Origin of the sequence: Brucella anthropi ATCC 49188 (assembly GCF_000017405.1) — a bacterium.
GTDB lineage: Bacteria > Pseudomonadota > Alphaproteobacteria > Rhizobiales > Rhizobiaceae > Brucella > Brucella anthropi.
Window position 1 is genome coordinate 1,807,509 of sequence record NC_009668.1, and the last position, 21,116, is coordinate 1,828,624.

Sequence of the window (21,116 nt, forward strand, 5' to 3'; positions counted from 1 at the left end):
GGGTCCGATAGACCAACTTCAGAAAGACAAAAAATTGTCCAGAAACCCTCCTCGCAATCAGGCCGGTTTTGCAACACGTGCGATCCATGTCGGTCAGGAACCTGACCCTTTGACCGGAGCCGTGATCCCTCCGATCTATCATGCGACGACCTACGTGCAGGATGGCATAGGAGCGAGCAAGGGGTACGACTATACCCGCAGCGGCAATCCGACCAGAAACGGTCTCGAACGCTGTCTTGCCGATCTCGAGGGCGCGGCAGCAGCTTTCGTTTTCCCGAGCGGGCTTGCCGCGGCCGCAACATTGCTGGAGGCGCTTCCGGCCGGTTCGTCGATATTGGCCCATAACGATCTCTACGGTGGTGTCTACCGACTGCTGGCCGATGTCAGACCAGTCACCGCCGCGCACAATGTGAATTTCGTGGATTTTTCCGACGAAGCTGCACTGCGCCAGGCTGTCCTCGACCATAAGCCAGCTCTGCTTTGGTTTGAGACCCCGTCCAATCCAACGCTTCGCATTGTCGATCTGTCGCTGGTTGCTGAACTTGGCAAACAGGCCGGTGCAATTACGGTTTGTGACAGCACCTTCTCATCGCCGGCAGGCCAGCGTCCTATCGATCATGGAATTCATGTGGTTGTACATTCGGCAACAAAGATGCTGAACGGACATTCGGATCTTTTGGGGGGCGTGGTCGCGGTATCAGCAAACGCACCCGCCAAGCTTGCCGAACGGGTTGGTTATCTGCAGAACGCCCTCGGCTCGGTCATGTCACCGACAGATTGCGCTCTTCTGCACCGTTCGCTGAAAACCCTGGAAATCCGCAGCATAAGGCAATCGGAAACGGCACTGAAGCTGGCGACCAGTCTCGAAAAAAGAGCTGAAGAACTGGGACTGACCAAGGTTGTATATCCTGGCCTTGCCAGCCATCCGCAGCATAAACTGGCCGCTGAACAAATGATCAACTTCGGCTGCGTCATTTCTATCGAGGTTGCAGGCGACCTGACACGCGTCGAACGTATTCTGACTTCGACCCGTTATTTCCACTTTGCAGTCAGCCTCGGAAGCGTGGAAAGTCTCATTCAGCATCCATATTCCCTGACCCACGCGGTTGTGCCTGAAGACCAGAAAAACCACCTGGGAATTGGCGCTCAGCTCATTCGCATCTCGATCGGCCTGGAAGATCCGGAAGATCTGGAAACCGATCTGGTGCAGGCACTCTCAAGCAACCGGTGATCGCCCCCATCTTGAACTTTTGCAACTGAGCCACTGGGCCGGGTGGCTCACACGCTTCTTCGATCGCAAGGAAAATTCCCGCTTTATTTGAGATACAACAAATCCGGTTTGTGACTGTCACTCTAGAATGGCTCGAATGATGATGCGGCTGTCATCATCATGCTTCGAAGCCTGACAGCCACGGAACAATCAGATGTCGGCAGAACCTGTCTCACTATCCCCCGTAATTGATGTTCGCACCATACCGCCCATTTCGCGACATGCGACGATCTTCTCGATGATCGATTCGCTTGAACCCGGCGAAGCACTGGAAATCATCAATGATCACGATCCGGTGCCACTGCGCCACCAGCTTGAAACCCGCAATCCGGGTGCATTCTCGTGGGTCTACAAGGAAACCGGTCCATTGTGGCGGGTCGAAATCGGTCGCCGAAAAGGCCATCACGGTGCTGACCATGAGTGCACCTGCGGCAATCACTGAAGTCTTGTAGGCACAACGTCCAGGACGAATTGAGATGATCGGCGCGACGCTTTCCCGTTGGACCCTATCCTACTTTACCGCTTCGCTGGCTTTCCTTGTCTTTGGACTTGCCTTGATGGCAGGCGGTTTCGGCTTTCCGGGTCATGGAATTCGCGCTGCGGAAACACTGATAGTTGTGCACGCCATCGCTATTGGATGGCTTGCACTGCTCATGAGCGGCGCACTCCTGCAATTTGTGCCAGTTCTCGTGAACAAATCCCTGTGGGGAAGCCGGGCAAGCCTCCCCGCTTTGCTTCTGCTCGTGACAGGCTTGTCCGGACTGCTCATTGGTTTTGCGGGCATGGCTGGGCTGACGGAGAGCCCGGCATGGTTGCTTCCGGTCTCTGGCATCCTGTTGACCTGTGGGTTTTCCACCATTTTCGCCATACTGGGTATGACGCTCTGGCTCGCTCGCCCAATCGCCCTGCCCGCGCGGTTTGTTGCGGCAGGCATCTGCTGCCTTATGACAACAGCTCTGCTTGGCAGTGTTTTCACCTTCGCGCTCTCCGGCTTTACGGAGCAAGCCGTTCTGCTCGATATCGCGGGAGCGGCATTGCCGGTTCACGCCGCGCTTGGTCTCGGTGGCTGGATGACTTTCACAGCTATGGGTGTAAGCTACAGACTGCTGACAATGTTCATGTTGTCCCCTGATGCTGCGCGACAAACAACCAGAATTATCTGGTGGGAAGGCGCTGCTGCCCTGACCATCCTCGCTGTCGGAATTGTCGTTGTCGCCTTGGGAATGGGATCGGTCGAAATCGCCGTCACGGCGGCTCTCATTCCCGGAATCGCCTGCATTGCACTCTATATCGTCGATATTCAGACGATCTACCGGCAGCGCAAGCGCAAGACGATAGAATTGAACAGTGCCGCCAGTATTCCAGCCTTCATCGCACTAGGGCTCTCGCTTCTTCTGGCAATTGGCCTGTTCTGGACAGGCACTACCGATGCGATGATTGCAGCCCTCATCTATCTGTTCGCCTTCGGTTGGCTGACCGGCCTCAGCCTTGCCCAACTCTACAAGATCGTGCCGTTCCTGACCTGGCTCGAATGTTATGGTCCTGTCATGGGCAGGGCACCGACGCCGCGCGTGCAGGACATGGTCAGCGAGCGTCGCGCACGTCAGTGGTTCTCTCTTTATTATACTGGCGTTGCCGTCGCGACGCTGGCTTTGATTGCCGAATATCCAACCGTGTTTCGTTTGGCCATTACGTTGAATCTCGTGGCGATCCTTGCATTGATCGTGCACTTCTTCCGCGCCCGGCGGCTTCTCGATGTACCGCACGGCCTACGCCTGCCAAAAGGGGCAACCCTGCCACATCTCATCTATGCCGGTGAACCAATTCTCAGGAGATCGAAATGACACTCTCAGTTCAGGACATCACGCATCATGTGCTGGACGTGCGCCCTCTGATCAAGGGCGGCGTGGAACCGTTCAATGCCATTATGGAAGCAGTCGACAGTCTTTCGCCGGGACAAAGCCTCCTGCTGATCGCCCCGTTCAAACCGGCACCGCTTTTCAGTGTCATGGAGCGAAAAGGCTTTTCCGCAAATGCGGAGCCGCTGGAGGATGGCGACTGGCAAGTCCTGTTCAGTCCGGCGATGGACGCCGCGCCTGAACTGCGGTTCTCGGACAATGTCGGTTCACCGGATGTCTGGCCTGAACCATCACGCTATCTCGATTGTTCGGACATGCAGCCGCCGGAACCAATGGTGCGCATTCTTGCGGAAGTGGAAGAAATGCCTGCAGGCGCGGTTCTGTTCGCCCTGCTGCACCGCGAACCTTTATTCCTCTTTCCCGAACTCGAAAACCGCGGTCACGAATGGGTCGGCAATTTCGATGAGACCGGCACCGCCTATCGTATAATGATCCGTGTTGGAGACGCGAGGTAGTCGTCATGCAACACACGGTACATGACCAGCTGGAGAGGCAGATCATCGAAAGTCTGCGTCTGGTGCTCGATCCCGAACTTGGGTTCAACCTCGTTGACCTTGGCATGATCTACAGTATCGACATTGGTGATGGCGGAACTGTCGATATCAGCATGACGACGACGACGCCCGGCTGCCCCGCTGCCGGTTATCTGACCGATGCCGTTCGTGCGAGCGCCGAATCTGTCGAAGGGGTTCATGCAGTCAATGTCGAACTGACCTACGAGCCGGAGTGGATTCCGGAGATGGCTATGCCCGAAGTACAAGCGCGATTTGGAGATTAATCTCCCGGTGCATATCCGCATCATCGAAACCAGCGAACAGAGCCAATCTGTTCGCTGGTTTCACTTTTGGCCAAACCCCTTCGGCTGAGCCTTTGTTCCAGCGCAAATAAAGCGGGACGGACATTAATCAGTCAACTTAAGTCATTGATATTAAATGGCTAATATTACCCAATTTTTTGTATCACCTTGATCGCAGTCAAGGAACATCGAAGCGCCTCTTCCTATAGTCGGCATGACAGAGCAGGAAATGCTCGGTCCTATCGTAAAGGAGAGTATCGATGGCCGAACAGATGCAAATCAGTCGCCGCACCATATTGGCAGGAGCCGCCCTGGCTGGGGCGCTTGCGCCGGTTCTGGCAACCACATCCGCCTGGGGACAAGGCGCGGTGAGGAAGGCAACTGCGGCAGAAATAGCAGCACTTCCACGCCAGAAGGTGGAGCTTGTGGACCCTCCCTTCGTGCATGCCCATAGTCAGGTTGCAGAAGGCGGACCCAAGGTGGTCGAATTCACCATGGTGATCGAGGAAAAGAAGATCGTCATCGACGATGCGGGAACCGAAGTTCACGCCATGGCATTCAACGGCACCGTACCAGGACCGCTGATTGTCGTGCATCAGGACGATTATCTCGAACTGACACTCATCAACCCTGAAACCAACACGCTGATGCACAATATCGATTTCCATGCGGCAACCGGTGCATTGGGCGGCGGCGGGCTGACCGAAATCAATCCGGGAGAAAAGACCATCCTGCGCTTCAAGGCGACCAAGCCCGGCGTCTTCGTCTACCACTGCGCACCTCCCGGAATGGTTCCCTGGCATGTCGTATCGGGCATGAATGGTGCGATCATGGTGCTGCCGCGCGAGGGTCTGCATGACGGCAAAGGCAAAGCGCTGACCTACGACAAGATTTATTATGTCGGCGAACAGGATTTCTATGTACCGCGCGACGAGAACGGCAAATACAAAAAATACGAGGCGCCCGGCGACGCTTATGAAGACACCGTCAAGGTCATGCGCACTCTCACTCCGACCCATGTGGTGTTCAACGGCGCTGTGGGCGCACTGACTGGCGACAAGGCCATGACGGCGGCGGTTGGCGAGAAAGTCCTGATCGTTCACTCGCAGGCCAACCGCGATACGAGACCACATCTGATCGGGGGGCATGGGGATTATGTCTGGGCGACCGGCAAGTTCAATACGCCGCCCGACGTCGATCAGGAAACCTGGTTCATTCCGGGTGGTGCCGCCGGAGCAGCCTTCTACACGTTCCAGCAGCCCGGCATCTACGCCTATGTGAACCACAATCTGATCGAGGCTTTTGAACTCGGCGCTGCCGCCCACTTCAAGGTCACGGGTGAATGGAACGACGATCTGATGACGTCGGTTCTCGCACCATCTGGCACGTAAAGCGAATGTATGAAGGCGCTTCGCCTCCCAGAGCGCCTTTGGCAAACCTGGAGCGGCTCCAGTCAAAACGGAATCGGAACCGCTCTCTCCCTCTGCACGCATTATCCATGCGAAACCACTTCGCACATTCGCTGGAAATGCTCTGACCATGCTTTAGGATGAAAGGCTCGGGGCTGCATCCATCTGCCTCCCAGACGGATGCGGTCCCCTGATATCCGATGAACGAAGGCAAAGGAAAAAAGTGCCTGCGCGAGCTTGCCGTGGCCGTTCCGGCGGTTTTGCTGGCAGTCATCGCGGGATTGATCGTCGTTGATGTCGTTGGACGTCCGGACCGCACAATGCCGGACGCGTCGGCCGTTGGTCCGGAAATGATCGTTATCGCTCCTCGTACCATGACGTATCGGGCCGATGGCGACTTTCAGAAGAACAATTACCCCGTTGACGCCCCATTGACGACCCGCAAGCTGCAGCGGGCATTCGAGATCATGAAGTATCAGGTCAGCACATCTGACTATGAGCGCTGCGTCGCCGACGGCGACTGCCAGTCCGCCGAGGCCCTGCCGCACAATCACGATGCATCCGATGCAGAGGGTCCGATCGTTGGCGTCAGCTATGATGATGCGCAAAATTATGCCGACTGGCTTTCACGCAAAACCGGCGAAATCTGGCATCTGCCGACAGACGAGCAATGGGCATTCGCTGCTGGCTCGCGCTTTCCCGACGACGCCCTTGGCATTGAGGACGATGCTGCGGCCAATCCGGCAATCCGCTGGCTGAGAGACTACGAGAAACAAAGCGCTCGCAAGCTGGACAGGAGCCCGACCAGACGCCCCGCCGGCGCTTTTGGTATCAACGAGCTGGGCGTAGCCGATATCGCAGGCAATGTGTGGGAATGGACGCAGACCTGCCACCGCCGCGTCAATATCGATGCCTACGGCAAGCAGGTCGCGGAAGTACCGTCTTGCGGCGTTTATGTCGTCAATGGCAAGCACCGCGCTGCGATGAGTTCGTTCATTCGCAACCCGAAAACCGGAGGATGCAGCGTCGGCGTTCCACCCGACAATCTCGGTTTCCGGCTTGTCCGAGACAACCGCTGGTATGCTGTGGTATGGAAGCGCATTCAGAACATCGGCGCATGAGGGATTAATTGTGAATGCCCGATCCCCGGCTCCGAAAACAATTCCAAGCCCGCCTTGCTGTGCTAAGGTAGATACAGGGTCTTGGAGTGTGAGAAACGCAATGTCCTTGATAGATCGCGGACTAGTCAGGAAACTGTCCTTGTTCGCCAAAATGAGTGATGGCGAACTCGATAAGCTTGTTTCGTATGCAACTACAAAGCGCGTTCCTCCGGGAGAGGCGATTTTCGAGCAAGGCGACGATGCCGTTCTTTTCTACCTCCTCCTGCACGGGCGGTTGAAGGTCAATCAGATCACCTCGGACGGACAGCAGATCATCGTCCGCATGGTGCATCCGGGGGACCTTTTCGGCTTTGCCCGAGCCTTGCAGAGAAGCGATTATCCGGGCACAGCGATTGCCGTGGCGGAAAGCATCGTACTGGCCTGGCCAACCGAGCTTTGGGATTATTTTGTCGAGCAGAATCCCGGTCTGGCAATGAATGCGATCCAGACAATCGGCAAAAGGCTGGAAGAAGCCCACACGCGTATCCGTGAGATGTCGACGGAAGAAGTGGAACGGCGTGTCGCGCACACCGTTCTGCGCCTCGCCCGTCAGGCTGGCCGGAAAGAAGATGACGGCATCCGGATCGATTTTCCGATCACCAAACAGGATATTGCCGAGATGACCGGAACGACACTGCATACAGTGTCACGCATTCTCACCGGCTGGGAAGCGCAAGGATTTGTTCGGGGCGGCCGCCAGAAACTGACCGTACTCAATATGTCAGGTGTGAGACGGCTTGCCGACGGCGAACGGTAGAACAGCCGGAAACACGGTATGCCGAACGAAAGACGCCCGGCATATCGCCTTCGCCTCATCCAAAAACTTCCCGCTCCTCGGATTTCGCTGCCAGCAGCGCCTCTATCATCAGTTTTTCCGACAGGATGTGGCGGCGTACGCTCTCCATAAAGCCACGTACCATGTATGAAATGGTGTCGGAAGCAAGACGGCAACGACCGTCTGCAATTGCCATCAATGTCTGTGACAATTCCTCGGCGGCCAGCCGGTCACAACGATGTTCCGCCTTCAGGCGTTCAATGATGGCGTTGGCGAAATGGGAATGAGCCTGCCGACTGAAATCTGGAAACAGAACTTCTTCTTCAAGCGCATGGGTTTCACCAACAAGACGCGGAATGAGCGTTGATATCCGCCGGTACTCCTGCACAGAGACGCCGGTCTCAAGGTCCTCAGCGATTTCCTCCAACTGCAGACACAGTTCCAGCAGATCATGATGGTGGGCCTCGAGGCGGCTGATATCGGTCGCGTGCAAGACTGACGGCGCGTCCATAATTCTTCCCTCTACCTACTGACCAAGGAAAAGAACGGCTGCAATCACGATGGAAGCCGCAACGGCGGAGAGCGTGCCCGCGCCCTGTAAAGCTCCCATACGATAAAGAACCAGTGAAAAGCCGATGATCGCCGGTGTTGCGACCATGAGCCCGATCTGTGCATCGGTCATTGAAATTTCCTCTTCTATGGCGAGGATACAATGTCGTCGTCCGTGCATTTCTTCTTTGCCAAAACGCAAAGAAGGCCTGAACTGCGGGCGCTAGGCATGTTCCATGTCTGGAACCGAAGATTTGACCATAACTGCAATCAACGCGGAGGATCGCGCGGAAGATGATCTTCTGCTCTGGATCCTCGTGTGGAGCGAACTCGTTGCCTTCGCAATCCTGCTGATTGCGTTCATGGTGATGTCGGCCATCAATGTGGAAGGCGTTGCACAGTTGCGCGCGCATCTCAGCCCCGGTCTGGCTGCAGCCAACACCGTTGTGCTGCTGATGAGCGGCTGGCAGGCGGCTATTGCCGTGCGCAGACGTCACAATGTCAGTCAGGCTCGCCGTCCGCTTTTATATGCCGCCCTTTTCGGCCTCGTTTTTGTAGCAATCAAGCTCATCGAATATTCGCATGAAATCCAGTTTGCTGGTGATGAAGCTGTGGGAGCGTTTTTCGAGCTCTACTTTCTTCTCACCGGTTTTCACCTCATGCATGTGCTGTTCGGATCGATCATTCTGGCGCTGGTCGCATGGCGACCATCTGCTTCCAATGTTCTGCTGATCACGACGCTCTGGCACGCGATTGATCTCGTCTGGCTGGTGATGTTTCCTGTCCTTTATCTTGCCTGAGGCCCGCAGTGTCCGATCGTGACCATTCATCCCTGACCCGTACATTCGTCGTTCTGATCATTCTCGCTTTGAGCGGTGCATTTATCGCAGGCACCAGCGCCGGGATGCTCGCAGCTATCGTCATTGTGTTGATCCTCGCTTTTGCAAAAGGCTGGTTAGTCATCCTCGACTTCATGGAAATGCGCGGAACCGACGGCATATTGAAGCCCGCCTTGTTGGCTTGGCCCGCCGTTCTGCTCACACTGGCACTGGTGCGTTCTGTCGCAGTGCGCTTCCTCCTCTGAGCAGCACGCTATCTCTTTGTTTTTACGCATTATCCGACGCAAAGCCGCTTCGCACTTTTGGCTCGGAAATGCTCCAGTCTTTGCCAAATCGCAAAGAAGGCTTTCCTCCGACCGATAGAACAGTCCTGTCCCGTGATGCTGGCGAGGGGATTGACCAGCCGCACTATCGACGGGGGATTTGATGCCGAGGCTCCGCCTTCGGCCAATGAAAGGACGAAGGGGATGGCAGAACGCCTAACCAAGACCGGCGCACGAAACGTCTTCTACGGCGGGTCTATTTTCTTTTTCGCGATCTTCGTGGGGCTGACGGCGCACAGCCATTACTACATGAAAACCACCTCCACGGATGAATCGACGCTGACCGATGCGGTCGCGCGCGGCAAGCACATCTGGGAGAAAAACTCCTGCATCAATTGCCACACACTGCTTGGCGAAGGCGCTTATTTTGCGCCCGAGCTTGGCAATGTCTGGAAGCGCTGGGGTGGCGAAGAAGACCCGGAAGGCGCACGCGAAACGATGAAAGCCTGGATGCAGGCGCAGCCCACGGGGATAGAAGGGCGTCGCCAGATGCCCCAGTTCAACCTGAGCGAACAGGAACTCAACGATCTGGCTGATTTCCTCGAATGGACCAGTCGCATCAAGACGCAGAACTGGCCCCCCAACGAGGCAGGCTGAGCGCGGGATGAACGGAGTTTTATGATATGAAATATGAAAGCCAAAAGGTCGCGATGCTCTATTTCTATGGAGCGCTCGTGCTGTTCATCGCGCAGGTCGCATTCGGCGTTCTCGCTGGCACGATCTATGTTCTGCCCAATACGCTGTCGGAGCTTCTGCCCTTCAACATCGTTCGCATGATCCACACCAATGCGCTGGTCGTCTGGCTGCTGATGGGGTTCATGGGTTCGACCTATTATCTTCTGCCGGAAGAAACGGAAACCGAGCTCTACAGCACCAAACTCGCCGTCATCCAGTTCTGGCTGTTCTTCGTGGCGGCCGGTATCGCTGTTGTCGGCTATCTGTTCCACATTCACGAGGGGCGCGAATTTCTCGAACAGCCATTCATCATCAAGGTCGGCATCGTCGTCGTCTGCCTGATCTTCCTGTTCAACATCACGCTGACGGCGCTCAAGGGCCGCAAGACCACGGTGACCAACATTCTTCTGTTCGGTCTGTGGGGCCTTGCCCTGTTCTTCCTGTTCGCCTTCTATAATCCGATCAATCTCGCACTCGACAAGCTTTACTGGTGGTACGTCATCCATTTGTGGGTTGAAGGCGTGTGGGAACTCATCATGGCGTCGATCCTCGCCTTCCTGATGATCAAGCTGAACGGCATCGACCGCGAAGTCGTCGAAAAATGGCTCTACGTCATCGTCGGTCTGGCGCTGTTCTCCGGCATTCTTGGAACAGGTCACCATTATTACTGGATCGGTGCGCCGGGCTACTGGCAGTGGATCGGTTCACTGTTCTCGACGCTGGAAGTTGCTCCGTTCTTCACCATGGTCATCTTCACCTTCGTGATGACATGGAAGGCCGGTCGCAAACATCCAAACCGTGCAGCCCTTCTCTGGTCCATCGGTTGCTCGGTGATGGCCTTCTTCGGGGCTGGCGTATGGGGCTTCCTGCACACGCTGTCGTCGGTCAACTATTACACCCACGGCACGCAGCTTACCGCCGCCCACGGACACCTCGCCTTCTTCGGCGCCTATGTCATGCTCAATCTCGCAGTCATGGCCTATGCGATCCCGGAACTGCGCGGACGGGCACCGTACAACCAGATGCTCTCCATGGTGAGTTTCTGGGCCATGTGCACGGCCATGTCCGTGATGACCTTTGCGCTCACCTTCGCAGGTGTTGTCCAGACCCATCTGCAGCGTGTTCTGGGTGAAAGCTTCATGGTCGTGCAGGACCAGTTGTCGTTGTTCTACTGGATACGCCTCGGCTCCGGCGTCGTGGTGGTGATTTCGGCCTTCATGTTCATCTGGGCCGTCTTGGTTCCCGGCAAGGAACGCCGCGAAAACACCTCCGGCTTCGTACAACCCGCTGAATGATCGACACCAGGCCCCGCCTCATGGCGGGGCTTCATTGCCTGATACAAAGGAAAATGGTCATGAACCCCAGTCTCAGAAATGTTGAAAATGCCGATGTCTCGATCCCACCATACAGCCCGTCCGGTAATGAATGTGCGCTCTTCGAAATGGCCTGGATGCGTAAGCTGCCATTGCTTCTCAAAGGACCGACCGGTTGCGGCAAGACGCGGTTTGTAAGCCATATGGCCGCAAAACTCGGCCTGCCGCTTTCTACGGTTTCCTGCCATGACGATCTGGCGGCTGCCGATCTGACCGGGCGCTATCTGCTGAAAGGCGGCGATACCATATGGGTGGATGGTCCCCTGACCCGCGCCGTGCGTGAAGGCGGCATTTGCTATCTCGACGAGATCGTCGAGGCGCGCAAGGACGTGGCCGTGGTTCTGCATCCGCTGACCGACGACCGCCGCCTTCTGCCATTGGAACGCACCGGCGAACTGCTCGAAGCGCCTGACCGCTTCATGCTCGTCGTGTCGTACAATCCGGGTTACCAGAACCTGTTGAAATCCCTGAAGCCAAGCACGCGCCAGCGCTTCGTCGCCATTGAATTTGACTTCCTGCCCAAGGAACAGGAAATCGCGGTGGTGAGCGAAGAGAGCGGCCTCACGGCTCAAAAGGTTGCGCCACTGGTGGCGCTGGCCCACCGGCTGCGCGGGCTGAAAGGCCACGATCTGGAAGAAGGCGTTTCAACCCGCCTGCTGGTCTACTGCGCCACGCTGATCGACGCCGGAATGCCGCAGCGCGAAGCGGCGCGTGCCGCGATGATCGAGCCGCTGACAGATGAGCCGGATGTCAAGGCCGCTTTGATTGAAGTTGCCGATGCAATGCTGAAATAGGCGGGCATATCATGCTGGATTTTCTGGAACTGGAGGAAACCGTTGGCCGGGCTTGGCACCGCCTGATCGGCAAGACCGGATCGTGGCCGCATTATCCCCAGCACGTTGTGCAACTTGGCGATATTCGCCAGAAGCTTGCCATCTGCTTCCGCGGTTTTGGCGGCGATGTCGCCGTACAGATTGCCCCGGCCCGTGCCCGAACTTCCGGGCACAGGCTGGGATTGCGGCAGCGCATGGCTTTGGGCGAAGAGAAGCTTAGCCAGCCGTTGCGGGATGAAGCGACATTGATGCTGCCGCCCGAAATTGCGCTCTTTCCGGATCGAACGCTCAATTACGATCTCTATGTCTGGCTCACGGGCTATATGGCGGTTATGCCGACTGAAGTGGGCGAGCTTCCGCATGACCCATTGCGCCGTAATCTTGCAGCGCTTGCAGTGGCATCGGATACGGTTGCGAAGACTTGCCGGATATTTCCGGGCCTGCAGAAGCGTTATGCGCGATTGTGCGAAGCGGTGTTGGCTGTGCGCCCCAAACGTCCGCTCTATGGTCTGGAGCAACAAGTGGAGGAGCGCATTCTGGCGCTTCTGAAACAAGGCGCAGGACTGCCGGACGATGGTCTCCCTACGATCTTTCCGCATTGCGCACCCGCGAGCTATCTGCCCGCCCTGCCCGTCCCGCTCTGGCCGGAGTTGATCAGACGCGAAGAGACCGCGCCGCGCGATAACGATGACCAGCCAGTGCTGAACAGCAAGGCGGACGGTGTCGAAACCGGACGGCAGATTGCCAACCGCGAGAAGCAGGATCCGAGGCTGGCCAACCGGAGTCCGTTCATTCTCAATCGCTTTGAGAAAATCCTTGCCATGGCGGAGATGGTGAGCGTCGACAGGCCAACGGACGATAGCGACGAACAGAATGCAAAATCTGCAGACGAGCTTGACGATCTGACATTGGGCGAACGCAAGGGCAGACCTGCGGCCCGTTTCCGTTTCGATCTCGATCTACCGCCAGAAGCCGTCGATCGAACGGCTCTCGCCGCCAAACTGACCTATCCGGAATGGGACTATCGGAAAGGTGTTTATCTTCCCGATCATTGCAGTGTTCTGGCAGCACCAGCGCAGGATCGTGAAAAAGCGCTGGAACTTGATGATGAAGCGCAAAGTCTTGTGCGCCGGGTTCGCCGCCAGTTCGAGATCCTGCGGCCAGGCCGCGAATTGATGCGTGCGCAGCTCGATGGCAACGATCTTGATCTCGATGCCGTGGTCCGTTCACGATGCGATTTTGCCGCCGGAGGACAGGGCAGCGACCACGTGCACCTGATGAGCCGCCCCAAGGCAAACGACCTTGCCGTCACTATTCTGGTCGATGTGTCGCTATCCACCGATGCGTGGATCGATAATCGGCGTGTGCTGGATGTGGAAAAGGAGGCACTTCTGGTTCTGGCCAATGGCATTGCTGCCTGTGGCGACCGCTGTTCCATCCAGACCTTTACCTCGCGCCGTCGTTCATGGGTGCGGGTCGAAACGGTAAAGGACTTCGACGAAACTTTCGGTCCTGCCGTAGAACACCGGATTGCGGCGCTGAAGCCCGGTTTCTACACGCGCATGGGAGCCGCCATCCGTCACGCAACAGCAAAGCTTGCCGAACAGCCCAACAGAAAGAAGCTTCTGCTGGTCCTGACGGACGGCAAACCGAACGATGTTGACCATTATGAAGGCCGGTTCGCACTCGAAGACAGTCGCAGGGCCGTTGCTGAAGCACGCACAACAGGCGTCAACGTCTTTGCCGTGACCGTTGATCGGGAGGCGAATGCATACCTTCCCACGCTTTTCGGCCGTAGAAACTACGCTCTTGTCGCCAAACTGTCGAAACTGCCTGTCGCTCTACCGGCGATCTATCGAATGATGACCGGATGAGTAATCGTCACGGACAGCATTTCAAGTCAGTGAACAGGGCATGTAGCTTGCCGGTATCTTTGACACCTTGAGTACCGAAGCAGGCCAACCCGCCGCCAGTGATCAATGGCGACGGGTCCGAGAAGCGATTTAAATAAAGTCGCCTACAGGCTGTTCACCAGACGGTGCGAGACGTTTTTCACGACCGTATAATGATGCAGTCCTTCGGCGCCGCCTTCGCGGCCGAGTCCGCTATCCTTGACACCACCAAATGGCGTCTCGGCAACAGAAGCCTCAAGCGTGTTGATGGAGACGTTTCCAGCTTCCAGTCCCGTCATCAGACGGTCCACATTTTCCGCTGAGTTTGCGAAACCATATGCCGCCAGACCAAACGGAAGCGAATTCGCCTTTTCAATAGCCGCATCAAGAGAGGCAACCGGATTGATCAGCGCCAGCGGACCAAATGGCTCCTCCGACATCGCGCGGGCATCGTCCGGCAGTTCAGCCAGAGCCGTTGGCGGGAAGAAATAGCCATTGTTCTTCAGGCGACGACCACCGAAAAGCAGTTTCGCACCTTTCGCTTCTGCATCGCTGACCAACTCTTCGAGAGCCATGACGCGGCGATCATTGGCGACCGGGCCCATCTGAACCCCCTCATCCATGCCGTTGCCCACACGGATCGATTGCGCCGTTTCGATGAAAGCCGCAGTGAAACGTTCATAATGGCTTTCGTGAACGAAGAAGCGCGTCGGCGAGGTGCATACCTGACCCGAATTGCGGTATTTGCGGCGCGCCGAGGCAATACCCGCAACGACCGGATCGGCATCCTCGCAAACGATGACGGGAGCGTGGCCGCCAAGTTCCATCAGCGCCGGTTTCATGTGGCGCGCAGCGATTTCGGTCAGGTGTTTGCCAACGGCAGTCGATCCAGTGAACGCAATCGCCCGGATTTCCGGGCGCGGGATAAGAAACTGCGAAATATCGGCAGGAACGCCGAAGACCAGATTCAGCACACCGGCTGGCAGGCCTGCATCCTCGAATGCACGCGCAATATGTGTCACCGCCGTCGGTGTTTCCTCGGAAGCTTTCAGGATAATGGAGCAACCGGCAGCTAAGGCACCCGCAATCTTGCGTGCTGGCTGGCTCATCGGGAAATTCCACGGCGCAAACGCTGCGACCGGACCGATTGGCTCGTGCACGACGATATAGCGAATGCCGGGCGCGCTCGGAATGACGCGGCCATAGAAACGAATGCACTCGCCAGCATCCCATTCGAAGAATTCGCAGCCACGAATAACCTCAAGCCGGGCTTCGCTGATCGGCTTCCCGTTTTCCAGCGTAATCGCGCGTGCAATCTCTTCCCGCCGCTCGCGCATGAGCGCCGAGGCCTTCATGATGATCGCAGCACGGGCCGCAGGCGCAGTGTTGCGCCAGACCTGATAACCGTCCCACGCCGCCTGAAGTGCCGCCTCCAGATCCTCGCGTTCCGCGACCGCAACTTGCCCGATTTCAGTCTCGTCTGCGGGATTGATGATGGGAAGCGTATTGGCGGTCTTGCGCCATTCACCACCTATGAAAAGCTGCACGTCGGATTTTTGCATCAGAAAGCCTCTGCAATCTAAAAATTCGGGCCACGCCCAGATCATCGTTACGGTCAGAATGGGATGTTTTAATTCATGCGACAATTCATCTTAAAACCATATATCCATGAGGATAATCGCATGAATTAGTATAAAGCTGACAAGTTTTGCCCGCGCGAAACCACCAGCCGCGCTTCGCTACGCGACCGTACAATTTCTTTTCGAAAGCCGATCAGAGCACGTTTCGATCTGATCGAATCAGATCGGTGCTCCAAATATTTGCTTTGAACCGCGCATCTTTTCCGAAACCCGTTTCACACTTTTCGGGATACGCTCTAACACTACAGTTGCAAATTCGTCAGGCCGTGGCGAAAAGAGTGATTTGGAGTACCGGAGCGGAGCGTACTTAAAGGTACGTGAGCACCGGAACGCAGATAAAGCGCTCTTTGCAGCCCGGCATCACGAAGAATGCAACTGTAGTGCTAACCGATGTTGCGAATACCGGCGAGCAGAGCCCGCGACATCTCGGTTTCGGACGAGCACCAGTCCATCAGAATATCGTAATGGTTCCGGTTTGCGACCTCGATGGTTTTCACCTCTCCGCCTGCTGCAGCCCAGCCTTTGGCATAAGCGCGGGACTGACGCTTGAAACCGTCAGCCTCATGCTCTGCCCATGCCACGGCGATCGGACAACCGCGCACGGGAATGTGGCGGATCGGACTGAGCTGATCGACATCGGCGGGCCCGAGATTCAGCCATTCCTGCGGAAAGGTTGCCGCCAGTGGTGCAAGCTCGAAAAGCCCGCTGACCGGCATGGCAAACTTCACAACATCCGACGGCAAACCGAAATCGTCCTGCCAGCCTTCCGCAACAAGCGCACCAGCAAGATGACCACCTGCCGAACTCCCCCCAACCGATATCCGGTCGGGATCGAGACCATATTCCCGTCCATGACGCCAGACGAAGGCAAGTGCCGCGCGCACCTCCCGCGTAATTTCCGCGAGGGAGACTTCCGGCGCCAGACGATAATCGACGACAACGGTCGCAATACCTTCGGCCGCGAGCATCCCCGCCATCATGGCAGAATCTTCCTTTGACAGCGCGCGCCAGTAACCGCCGTGAACAAACACGAAGACCGGACACGGTCCACTTTGGGAAGGCGGGCCGAAAATATCGATCCGCTGTCCGCTTTCTTCGTCATAGACCACGTCGAAATGCCGGCCCCAATCGGCCCGGGGCGCGATGCTTGCCTCGCGATAGCGCACCATTTCGGCGGCGAAAGCTTCCGGCGAAACGGTGGCCTTGGCATTGTAATCGCGATCAAGGCGGGCAGGCTCGAAACCTGCTTCTTCAGTGAGTTTTATCATGCGTTGAACACGCTGATGACGTTGGCCACATTCGCAGGCTGTTCAAGCGTCGGGAAATGGGTCGTACCGGGGAGCTTCTTGGGCTGGAACCACGGATTGCGAGCTGCAAAATCCACCTGTGCCTGCGTATATTCCGGCTCGAATGGCTGCGAATAAATATGGGTGATCGGACGGTTTTCGGCCATGGCTGCCATCCGCTGCATGGGGCTGCCCCATTTGCGATAGGCTTTGCCGATCTCCCGCCCCGAGCGGGCCCACATTTCATAGGAATAGCCCGCCATCTCGTTGTTCACGTGATTGACGATATCGGCGTTCTTCGTGTCGCCGATCCAGTAATCGAAGAAGCCTGCACGACCATTCTCCCAGACCTGCCGGTCCTGAATACCGTCGATCAGTTCGAAGAAGGTTTCGTTCGGCTGGTTCATGATCCAGTCAATAACAACCGATTTCGGCACGCGGCTTGATCCCAGCCGGTCAGTGACTTCGATATTGGCCCAGCCGCCATGAGAGGTCGAGACGGGAAGAAAGGTCTCAAGCTCCAGCGCGTCGACGAAAGCGACAAGATCGTCGGCTTGCTGGTTGATGTCGAAGTCGCCGTCATGGTCACGATGGTCGCCGTGACCGCGCCAGTCGAAGCGGATGACGCGATGATTCTTCGCCAGTTCCGGCGCCAGTGTCTTGAACAGACGGTGATCCTGACACCATCCGGAAAGCAGCACGATGGCCGGGCCGCTTCCGGTTTCATCCCAGGAAAATATATTGTTGCCAATTTTCATCGAGTTCATGGAAATCTCCATCATCCGGCGTTTCAGGCTGCGCCTGTTGGAATATGCAAAGCGGTCTTCATACGTTCGGCACCAAGCGGAGCGCATTTCCCGGTAATTTTCAGCACTTGCGAGCGCACGTCGTCGGGCCAGTAATTCATGTCGCCCAGTCGCTCCGCAGTATCCTGCGTATGTTCGGTCAGCGGGCGTTCGCGCGCCTCCCACGCAGCCAGCGCTTCGCTCACATCCGTATGTTCGTCCAGCGCAACCGCCAGCCCGAGCGCATTCATCAGAGCGCAACCACCGCCTTGTCCGAGATAAGGCGGCATCGCATGAGCGCCATCACCGAGGATCGCCACCCGGCCCTTGCTCCATGATTTCAGCTTCAGGACTTCGAATGCATCCCACCGCCCCGCATCGCCGAAACGAGCGATCAAAGATGCAAGATGCGGGAAACTTTCGGTCCAGAGCGCGGTATCGACCGGTGTGCGATAGGCCGCCTCGTCTTCAACCGATGCACAGAGCGCGATATAGAGATCAGTCTCGCTGGCGGGCGTATAAAGAATACGGCGCGAGCCGGAGAAATGCTCGATATAGCGCGGCAGATCTTCAACGGGAGCGTCTGCGCTATCACGCTTTATCATCATGCGCACGGCACCATAGCCAAGCGGTTTACGGTACATCATGAGATCGAGCGAATCTCGAACCTTGGAATTGATGCCATCCGCCCCGATGACCAGATCGGCAGCAAGTCGCTTACCGTCGGCCAGCAGCAATTCACCCTCGGGCGTTGCGCCGACAGCTTCCGCACCGGTGACGACTTCAACGCCGGCACGACGCGCAGCATTGAGCAATGCCGTCAGCAATGTTTCACGCAGGATCGTTATAAGGCGCGCTGGCCCGTTGCCATTGATTGGAATCTCTTCCATCGTTTCGTTGCGGTGATCGCGCGTATGAAACTCCGGTCCTTCATGAGCGCCGATCACGGCCTCGTCGTAAGCGCCGAGGGCCTTGAGCACATGCAGGCCATTGCTCCAGATATAAATCCCGGCGCCGAATGTGCGCAGATTGGACGAGCGCTCATGCACCCTTACGCTCCATCCGCGTTGGGCGAGCGCTGTGGCAGAAGCCAGCCCCGCAATGCCTGCGCCAGCGATCTCCGCGTGACGTTTCGTCATTCCAATTCTCCTCAACCCATTTCGAAGAGAGATTTCCAAGTCCTGCCGACAAAGGAAAGTGAATTCTGACCGCGACAGATATGAGGAAATAGAATATCTGTGAGCGGACATATCCTTGAGGAGGCGATATGGCATTGCTCACCAATCATCTGACGATCCGGTATATCCGCATCATCGATGCGATCGAGGAGGAGCGCAGCATTGCGCGCGCTGCCGATCGGTTGAACGTTACCCAATCCGCGGTCACCAAGGCATTGCAGGAAATCGAAGCCCTGACCGGATTGCGGCTTTTCACGCGCACCAACAGGGGCGTTGTCCCGACCCATGCGGGTATGCAGCTGACCACAGATGCAAGACGTCTTCTGGCTCATCTGATGGTGGCCGAACAAAATCTTGCCGATCTGCGCGACGGCACTGGCGGACGGCTGGCCATCGGAACCCTGCTTTCTGCATCTGCCGATCTGCTTCCCAGAGCCATCGCCAAAGTCCGGCGTGACAATCGCCGCATCGTGGTCAAGGTCGTGACGGGAACGGATGATGTCTTGATGCCAGCATTGCGGGCGGGTGAGCTGGACATGGTGATAGGCCGCCTTTCCGAGCGGCATGAACCGGTCAATCTCGTGCAGGAAGTCCTGATTCCGGATAACGCCGTCGTCGTTGTGCGCCGCGACCATCCATTGACGTTGCGCCCCGCACTTCGCCTTCACGATCTGATCGAATGGGACTGGATTTTGCCACCGAAGGAAACCAATCTCCGCCTTCAGATTGACCGCACATTCCGCGAGGAAGGCGTTCCGCCGCCTGCACAGTCCGTCGAATCCGTCTCACCGCTCATCAATAGGGGCTTGCTCTTGCAGGCGGATTATATTTGCGTCATGCCCGCGCAGGTGGCGCGGATTGAAGAAGCGTCGGGACAGCTTGCCATCCTGCCGGTTCAGCTTGGCGCCACTTCCGGCTTTCTGGGGATCACCACGCTTCCTGAGAGCAACCGTTCCGCCACGGCCGACCTGTTCATTCAGGTGCTTCGGGAAATTGCCCGGACAGGTTGAAGACAGGTTGAATACAGGCTCCCTCCCATCCTCGATACACCCTTCTGATATTCCTGAGCCTCATAGCAGTGCGAAGAGTGTTCAGTTTACGGACTTCAAGTTTCAGCATGAAATGACCGGCAAGACCTCCTGTCCGAAACAGCGTTTTCAAGCGCGGGACAGAGAAAAGGTCGTGAAGGGCAATCAAGAGAGGAACTTTCATGCTCAAGCTTTCACTGCTTGGTGCTTCGGCACTCTGTCTATCTCTGGCCGGAACTGTCGCGGCTTTCGCCAAAGAACCCGTCACCATCGGCATGATCACAACCTTGTCCGGCCCTGCCGGTTATCTTGGGCAGGACATTCGGGACGGTTTCCAGCTCGCAATCGATCAGAATGGCGGCGAACTGGGAGGCAAGCCGGTCGCGCTCAAGGTCGAGGATGACGGCCTCAAGCCGGGCAATGCCAAGCAGATTGCCGAAGCCATGTTGTCCGAACAGGGCGTAAAACTCTTTACCGGCATGGTCTTCGCCAATGTCGCCGGTGCGGCTCTGCCAGATATTCTCGACGAAGGCGGCATCTATATCAGCCCCAACACCGCATCTGCCGAATTTGCAGGCAAGGAATGCCACCCGAACTATTTCGTCAGCTCCTGGCAGGATGACAGCCAGGGAGAAAGCGCTGGCGCGCTGGCGCAATCAATGGATTATCCTTCGGCATTCCTGATCGCGCCGAATTATCAGGCCGGGCGCGAGACGATGGATGCGTTCAAGCGCTTCTACAAGGGCAAGATCGTCGGCGAAGTCTATACCCAGATGGACCAGACCGACTTTGCCGCTGAAATCGCACAGATCCGTGCCGCAAAGCCAGCGATGGTCTATGAATTCGAACCGGGCGGTATGGGCATTGCGTTTCTGCAGCAATATCAGCAGTCAGGTCTGCTGAAAGAAATCCCGATGGTCGTCCATCCGGCATCGCTCGATCAGGTGATCGTCAATGTTGTCGGAAAGGCAGCCGACGGCGTACGGGTGACCAGCCACTGGAACGACGATTTCGACAATCCGGAAAACAAAAAATTCGTTGCCGCCTGGAAAGCGAAATTCGGGGATCGCCCGATCACCTATTATGCCGCACAAGGCTATGATGCCGCGCTGATGATGGGTGCCGGTCTTGCTGGCGTCTCGGGTGACGAGATCGATGCCAAGACATTCCGCAAGGCGTTGCTTTCCGCGCAAATTCCTTCCGTGCGCGGAGAATTCAAACTCGGACCGAACCAGCATCCCGTTCAGGATTGGTATGCGCTGGGTGTAGCCGAAGGCGCCAACGGCAAGCCTTATCTGAAGACCGAGAAGAAAGTCCTGACCGCGCATGGCGATATCTATGCCGCACAATGCAAGATGGATGCGGAATAAAGCTTCCGAATAGAAA

Annotated in this window: 22 protein-coding genes; 16 read left to right on the plus strand and 6 right to left on the minus strand. The window is 56.8% G+C overall.

Annotated elements, in window-relative coordinates:
• Positions 1-34 precede the first annotated feature (34 nt).
• The 8 genes from OANT_RS22565 to OANT_RS22600 all read left to right on the plus strand — a co-directional run bounded on the left by OANT_RS22565 (position 35) and on the right by OANT_RS22600 (position 7,311).
• A complete protein-coding gene (locus OANT_RS22565; protein WP_012093656.1) occupies positions 35-1,231 on the plus strand; it encodes a trans-sulfuration enzyme family protein in 1,197 nt (398 codons plus the stop codon).
• Between the two features lie 193 nt (positions 1,232-1,424).
• Positions 1,425-1,712 carry a DUF2249 domain-containing protein gene (locus OANT_RS22570; RefSeq protein ID WP_010660618.1) on the plus strand — a complete coding sequence of 96 codons (288 nt, stop codon included), beginning with the start codon at positions 1,425-1,427 and terminating at the stop codon, positions 1,710-1,712.
• Between the two features lie 34 nt (positions 1,713-1,746).
• Positions 1,747-3,114, plus strand: a complete 1,368-nt coding sequence (locus OANT_RS22575; RefSeq protein ID WP_012093657.1) for a hypothetical protein — start codon at positions 1,747-1,749, stop codon at positions 3,112-3,114.
• The gene (locus OANT_RS22580; protein WP_012093658.1) at positions 3,111-3,644 is read left to right on the plus strand and encodes a DUF2249 domain-containing protein; all 534 of its coding nucleotides are present in this window, start codon (positions 3,111-3,113) and stop codon (positions 3,642-3,644) included. The genes OANT_RS22575 and OANT_RS22580 overlap by 4 nt, the downstream gene beginning before the upstream one ends.
• A gap of 5 nt (positions 3,645-3,649) precedes the next feature.
• Complete coding sequence (locus tag OANT_RS22585) at positions 3,650-3,967, plus strand: metal-sulfur cluster assembly factor (RefSeq protein ID WP_012093659.1); 318 nt, start codon at positions 3,650-3,652, stop codon at positions 3,965-3,967.
• A 278-nt stretch (positions 3,968-4,245) separates the two neighbouring features.
• Complete coding sequence (gene nirK / locus OANT_RS22590; RefSeq protein WP_012093660.1) at positions 4,246-5,376, plus strand: copper-containing nitrite reductase; 1,131 nt, start codon at positions 4,246-4,248, stop codon at positions 5,374-5,376.
• A 218-nt stretch (positions 5,377-5,594) separates the two neighbouring features.
• Complete coding sequence (locus tag OANT_RS22595) at positions 5,595-6,515, plus strand: SUMF1/EgtB/PvdO family nonheme iron enzyme (protein ID WP_012093661.1); 921 nt, start codon at positions 5,595-5,597, stop codon at positions 6,513-6,515.
• Positions 6,516-6,615: 100 nt separating this feature from the next.
• Positions 6,616-7,311 carry a Crp/Fnr family transcriptional regulator gene (locus OANT_RS22600; protein ID WP_012093662.1) on the plus strand — a complete coding sequence of 232 codons (696 nt, stop codon included), beginning with the start codon at positions 6,616-6,618 and terminating at the stop codon, positions 7,309-7,311.
• Positions 7,312-7,366: 55 nt separating this feature from the next.
• On the opposite strand, the gene OANT_RS22605 is transcribed toward OANT_RS22600, so the two are convergent.
• Together OANT_RS22605 and OANT_RS26950 are read right to left on the minus strand one after the other, a co-directional pair.
• A complete protein-coding gene (locus OANT_RS22605; RefSeq protein WP_012093663.1) occupies positions 7,367-7,840 on the minus strand; it encodes a hemerythrin domain-containing protein in 474 nt (157 codons plus the stop codon).
• A 15-nt stretch (positions 7,841-7,855) separates the two neighbouring features.
• On the minus strand, positions 7,856-8,011 hold the full coding sequence (locus tag OANT_RS26950; protein ID WP_010660610.1) for a hypothetical protein: 156 nt from the start codon (positions 8,009-8,011) through the stop codon (positions 7,856-7,858).
• Between the two features lie 103 nt (positions 8,012-8,114).
• Between OANT_RS26950 and OANT_RS22610 the strand changes: the two genes are divergently transcribed.
• The 6 genes from OANT_RS22610 (at position 8,115) to OANT_RS22635 (ending at position 13,795) form a co-directional block, all read left to right on the plus strand.
• Positions 8,115-8,678: a cytochrome c oxidase subunit 3 family protein gene (locus tag OANT_RS22610; protein WP_012093664.1), complete on the plus strand. Its 564-nt coding sequence runs from the start codon at positions 8,115-8,117 to the stop codon at positions 8,676-8,678.
• 8 nt (positions 8,679-8,686) lie between these two features.
• Entirely contained in the window at positions 8,687-8,962 is a 276-nt protein-coding gene (locus tag OANT_RS22615; protein ID WP_012093665.1) for a cytochrome C oxidase subunit IV family protein, read from the plus strand.
• A 222-nt stretch (positions 8,963-9,184) separates the two neighbouring features.
• Positions 9,185-9,637: a c-type cytochrome gene (locus OANT_RS22620; RefSeq protein WP_010660607.1), complete on the plus strand. Its 453-nt coding sequence runs from the start codon at positions 9,185-9,187 to the stop codon at positions 9,635-9,637.
• 26 nt (positions 9,638-9,663) lie between these two features.
• Positions 9,664-11,010, plus strand: a complete 1,347-nt coding sequence (locus OANT_RS22625) for a nitric-oxide reductase large subunit (RefSeq protein ID WP_012093666.1) — start codon at positions 9,664-9,666, stop codon at positions 11,008-11,010.
• 59 nt (positions 11,011-11,069) lie between these two features.
• Entirely contained in the window at positions 11,070-11,882 is an 813-nt protein-coding gene (locus OANT_RS22630; RefSeq protein WP_012093667.1) for a CbbQ/NirQ/NorQ/GpvN family protein, read from the plus strand.
• An 11-nt stretch (positions 11,883-11,893) separates the two neighbouring features.
• On the plus strand, positions 11,894-13,795 hold the full coding sequence (locus OANT_RS22635; RefSeq protein WP_012093668.1) for a nitric oxide reductase activation protein NorD: 1,902 nt from the start codon (positions 11,894-11,896) through the stop codon (positions 13,793-13,795).
• A 143-nt stretch (positions 13,796-13,938) separates the two neighbouring features.
• On the opposite strand, the gene OANT_RS22640 is transcribed toward OANT_RS22635, so the two are convergent.
• The 4 genes from OANT_RS22640 to OANT_RS22655 form a co-directional block, all read right to left on the minus strand.
• A complete protein-coding gene (locus OANT_RS22640) occupies positions 13,939-15,375 on the minus strand; it encodes an NAD-dependent succinate-semialdehyde dehydrogenase (RefSeq protein ID WP_012093669.1) in 1,437 nt (478 codons plus the stop codon).
• Between the two features lie 461 nt (positions 15,376-15,836).
• A complete protein-coding gene (locus OANT_RS22645) occupies positions 15,837-16,721 on the minus strand; it encodes an alpha/beta hydrolase (protein WP_012093670.1) in 885 nt (294 codons plus the stop codon).
• Entirely contained in the window at positions 16,718-17,506 is a 789-nt protein-coding gene (locus tag OANT_RS22650; protein WP_012093671.1) for an alpha/beta hydrolase, read from the minus strand. Before OANT_RS22650 ends, OANT_RS22645 begins: the two co-directional genes overlap by 4 nt.
• Before the next feature lie 23 nt (positions 17,507-17,529).
• Positions 17,530-18,663: an FAD-dependent oxidoreductase gene (locus OANT_RS22655; RefSeq protein WP_012093673.1), complete on the minus strand. Its 1,134-nt coding sequence runs from the start codon at positions 18,661-18,663 to the stop codon at positions 17,530-17,532.
• A 128-nt stretch (positions 18,664-18,791) separates the two neighbouring features.
• Between OANT_RS22655 and OANT_RS22660 the strand changes: the two genes are divergently transcribed.
• Positions 18,792-19,712, plus strand: coding sequence for a LysR substrate-binding domain-containing protein (locus OANT_RS22660; RefSeq protein WP_010660599.1), 921 nt, complete (start codon positions 18,792-18,794; stop codon positions 19,710-19,712).
• A 200-nt stretch (positions 19,713-19,912) separates the two neighbouring features.
• The gene (locus OANT_RS22665) at positions 19,913-21,100 is read left to right on the plus strand and encodes an ABC transporter substrate-binding protein (protein WP_010660597.1); all 1,188 of its coding nucleotides are present in this window, start codon (positions 19,913-19,915) and stop codon (positions 21,098-21,100) included.
• Positions 21,101-21,116 lie beyond the last annotated feature (16 nt).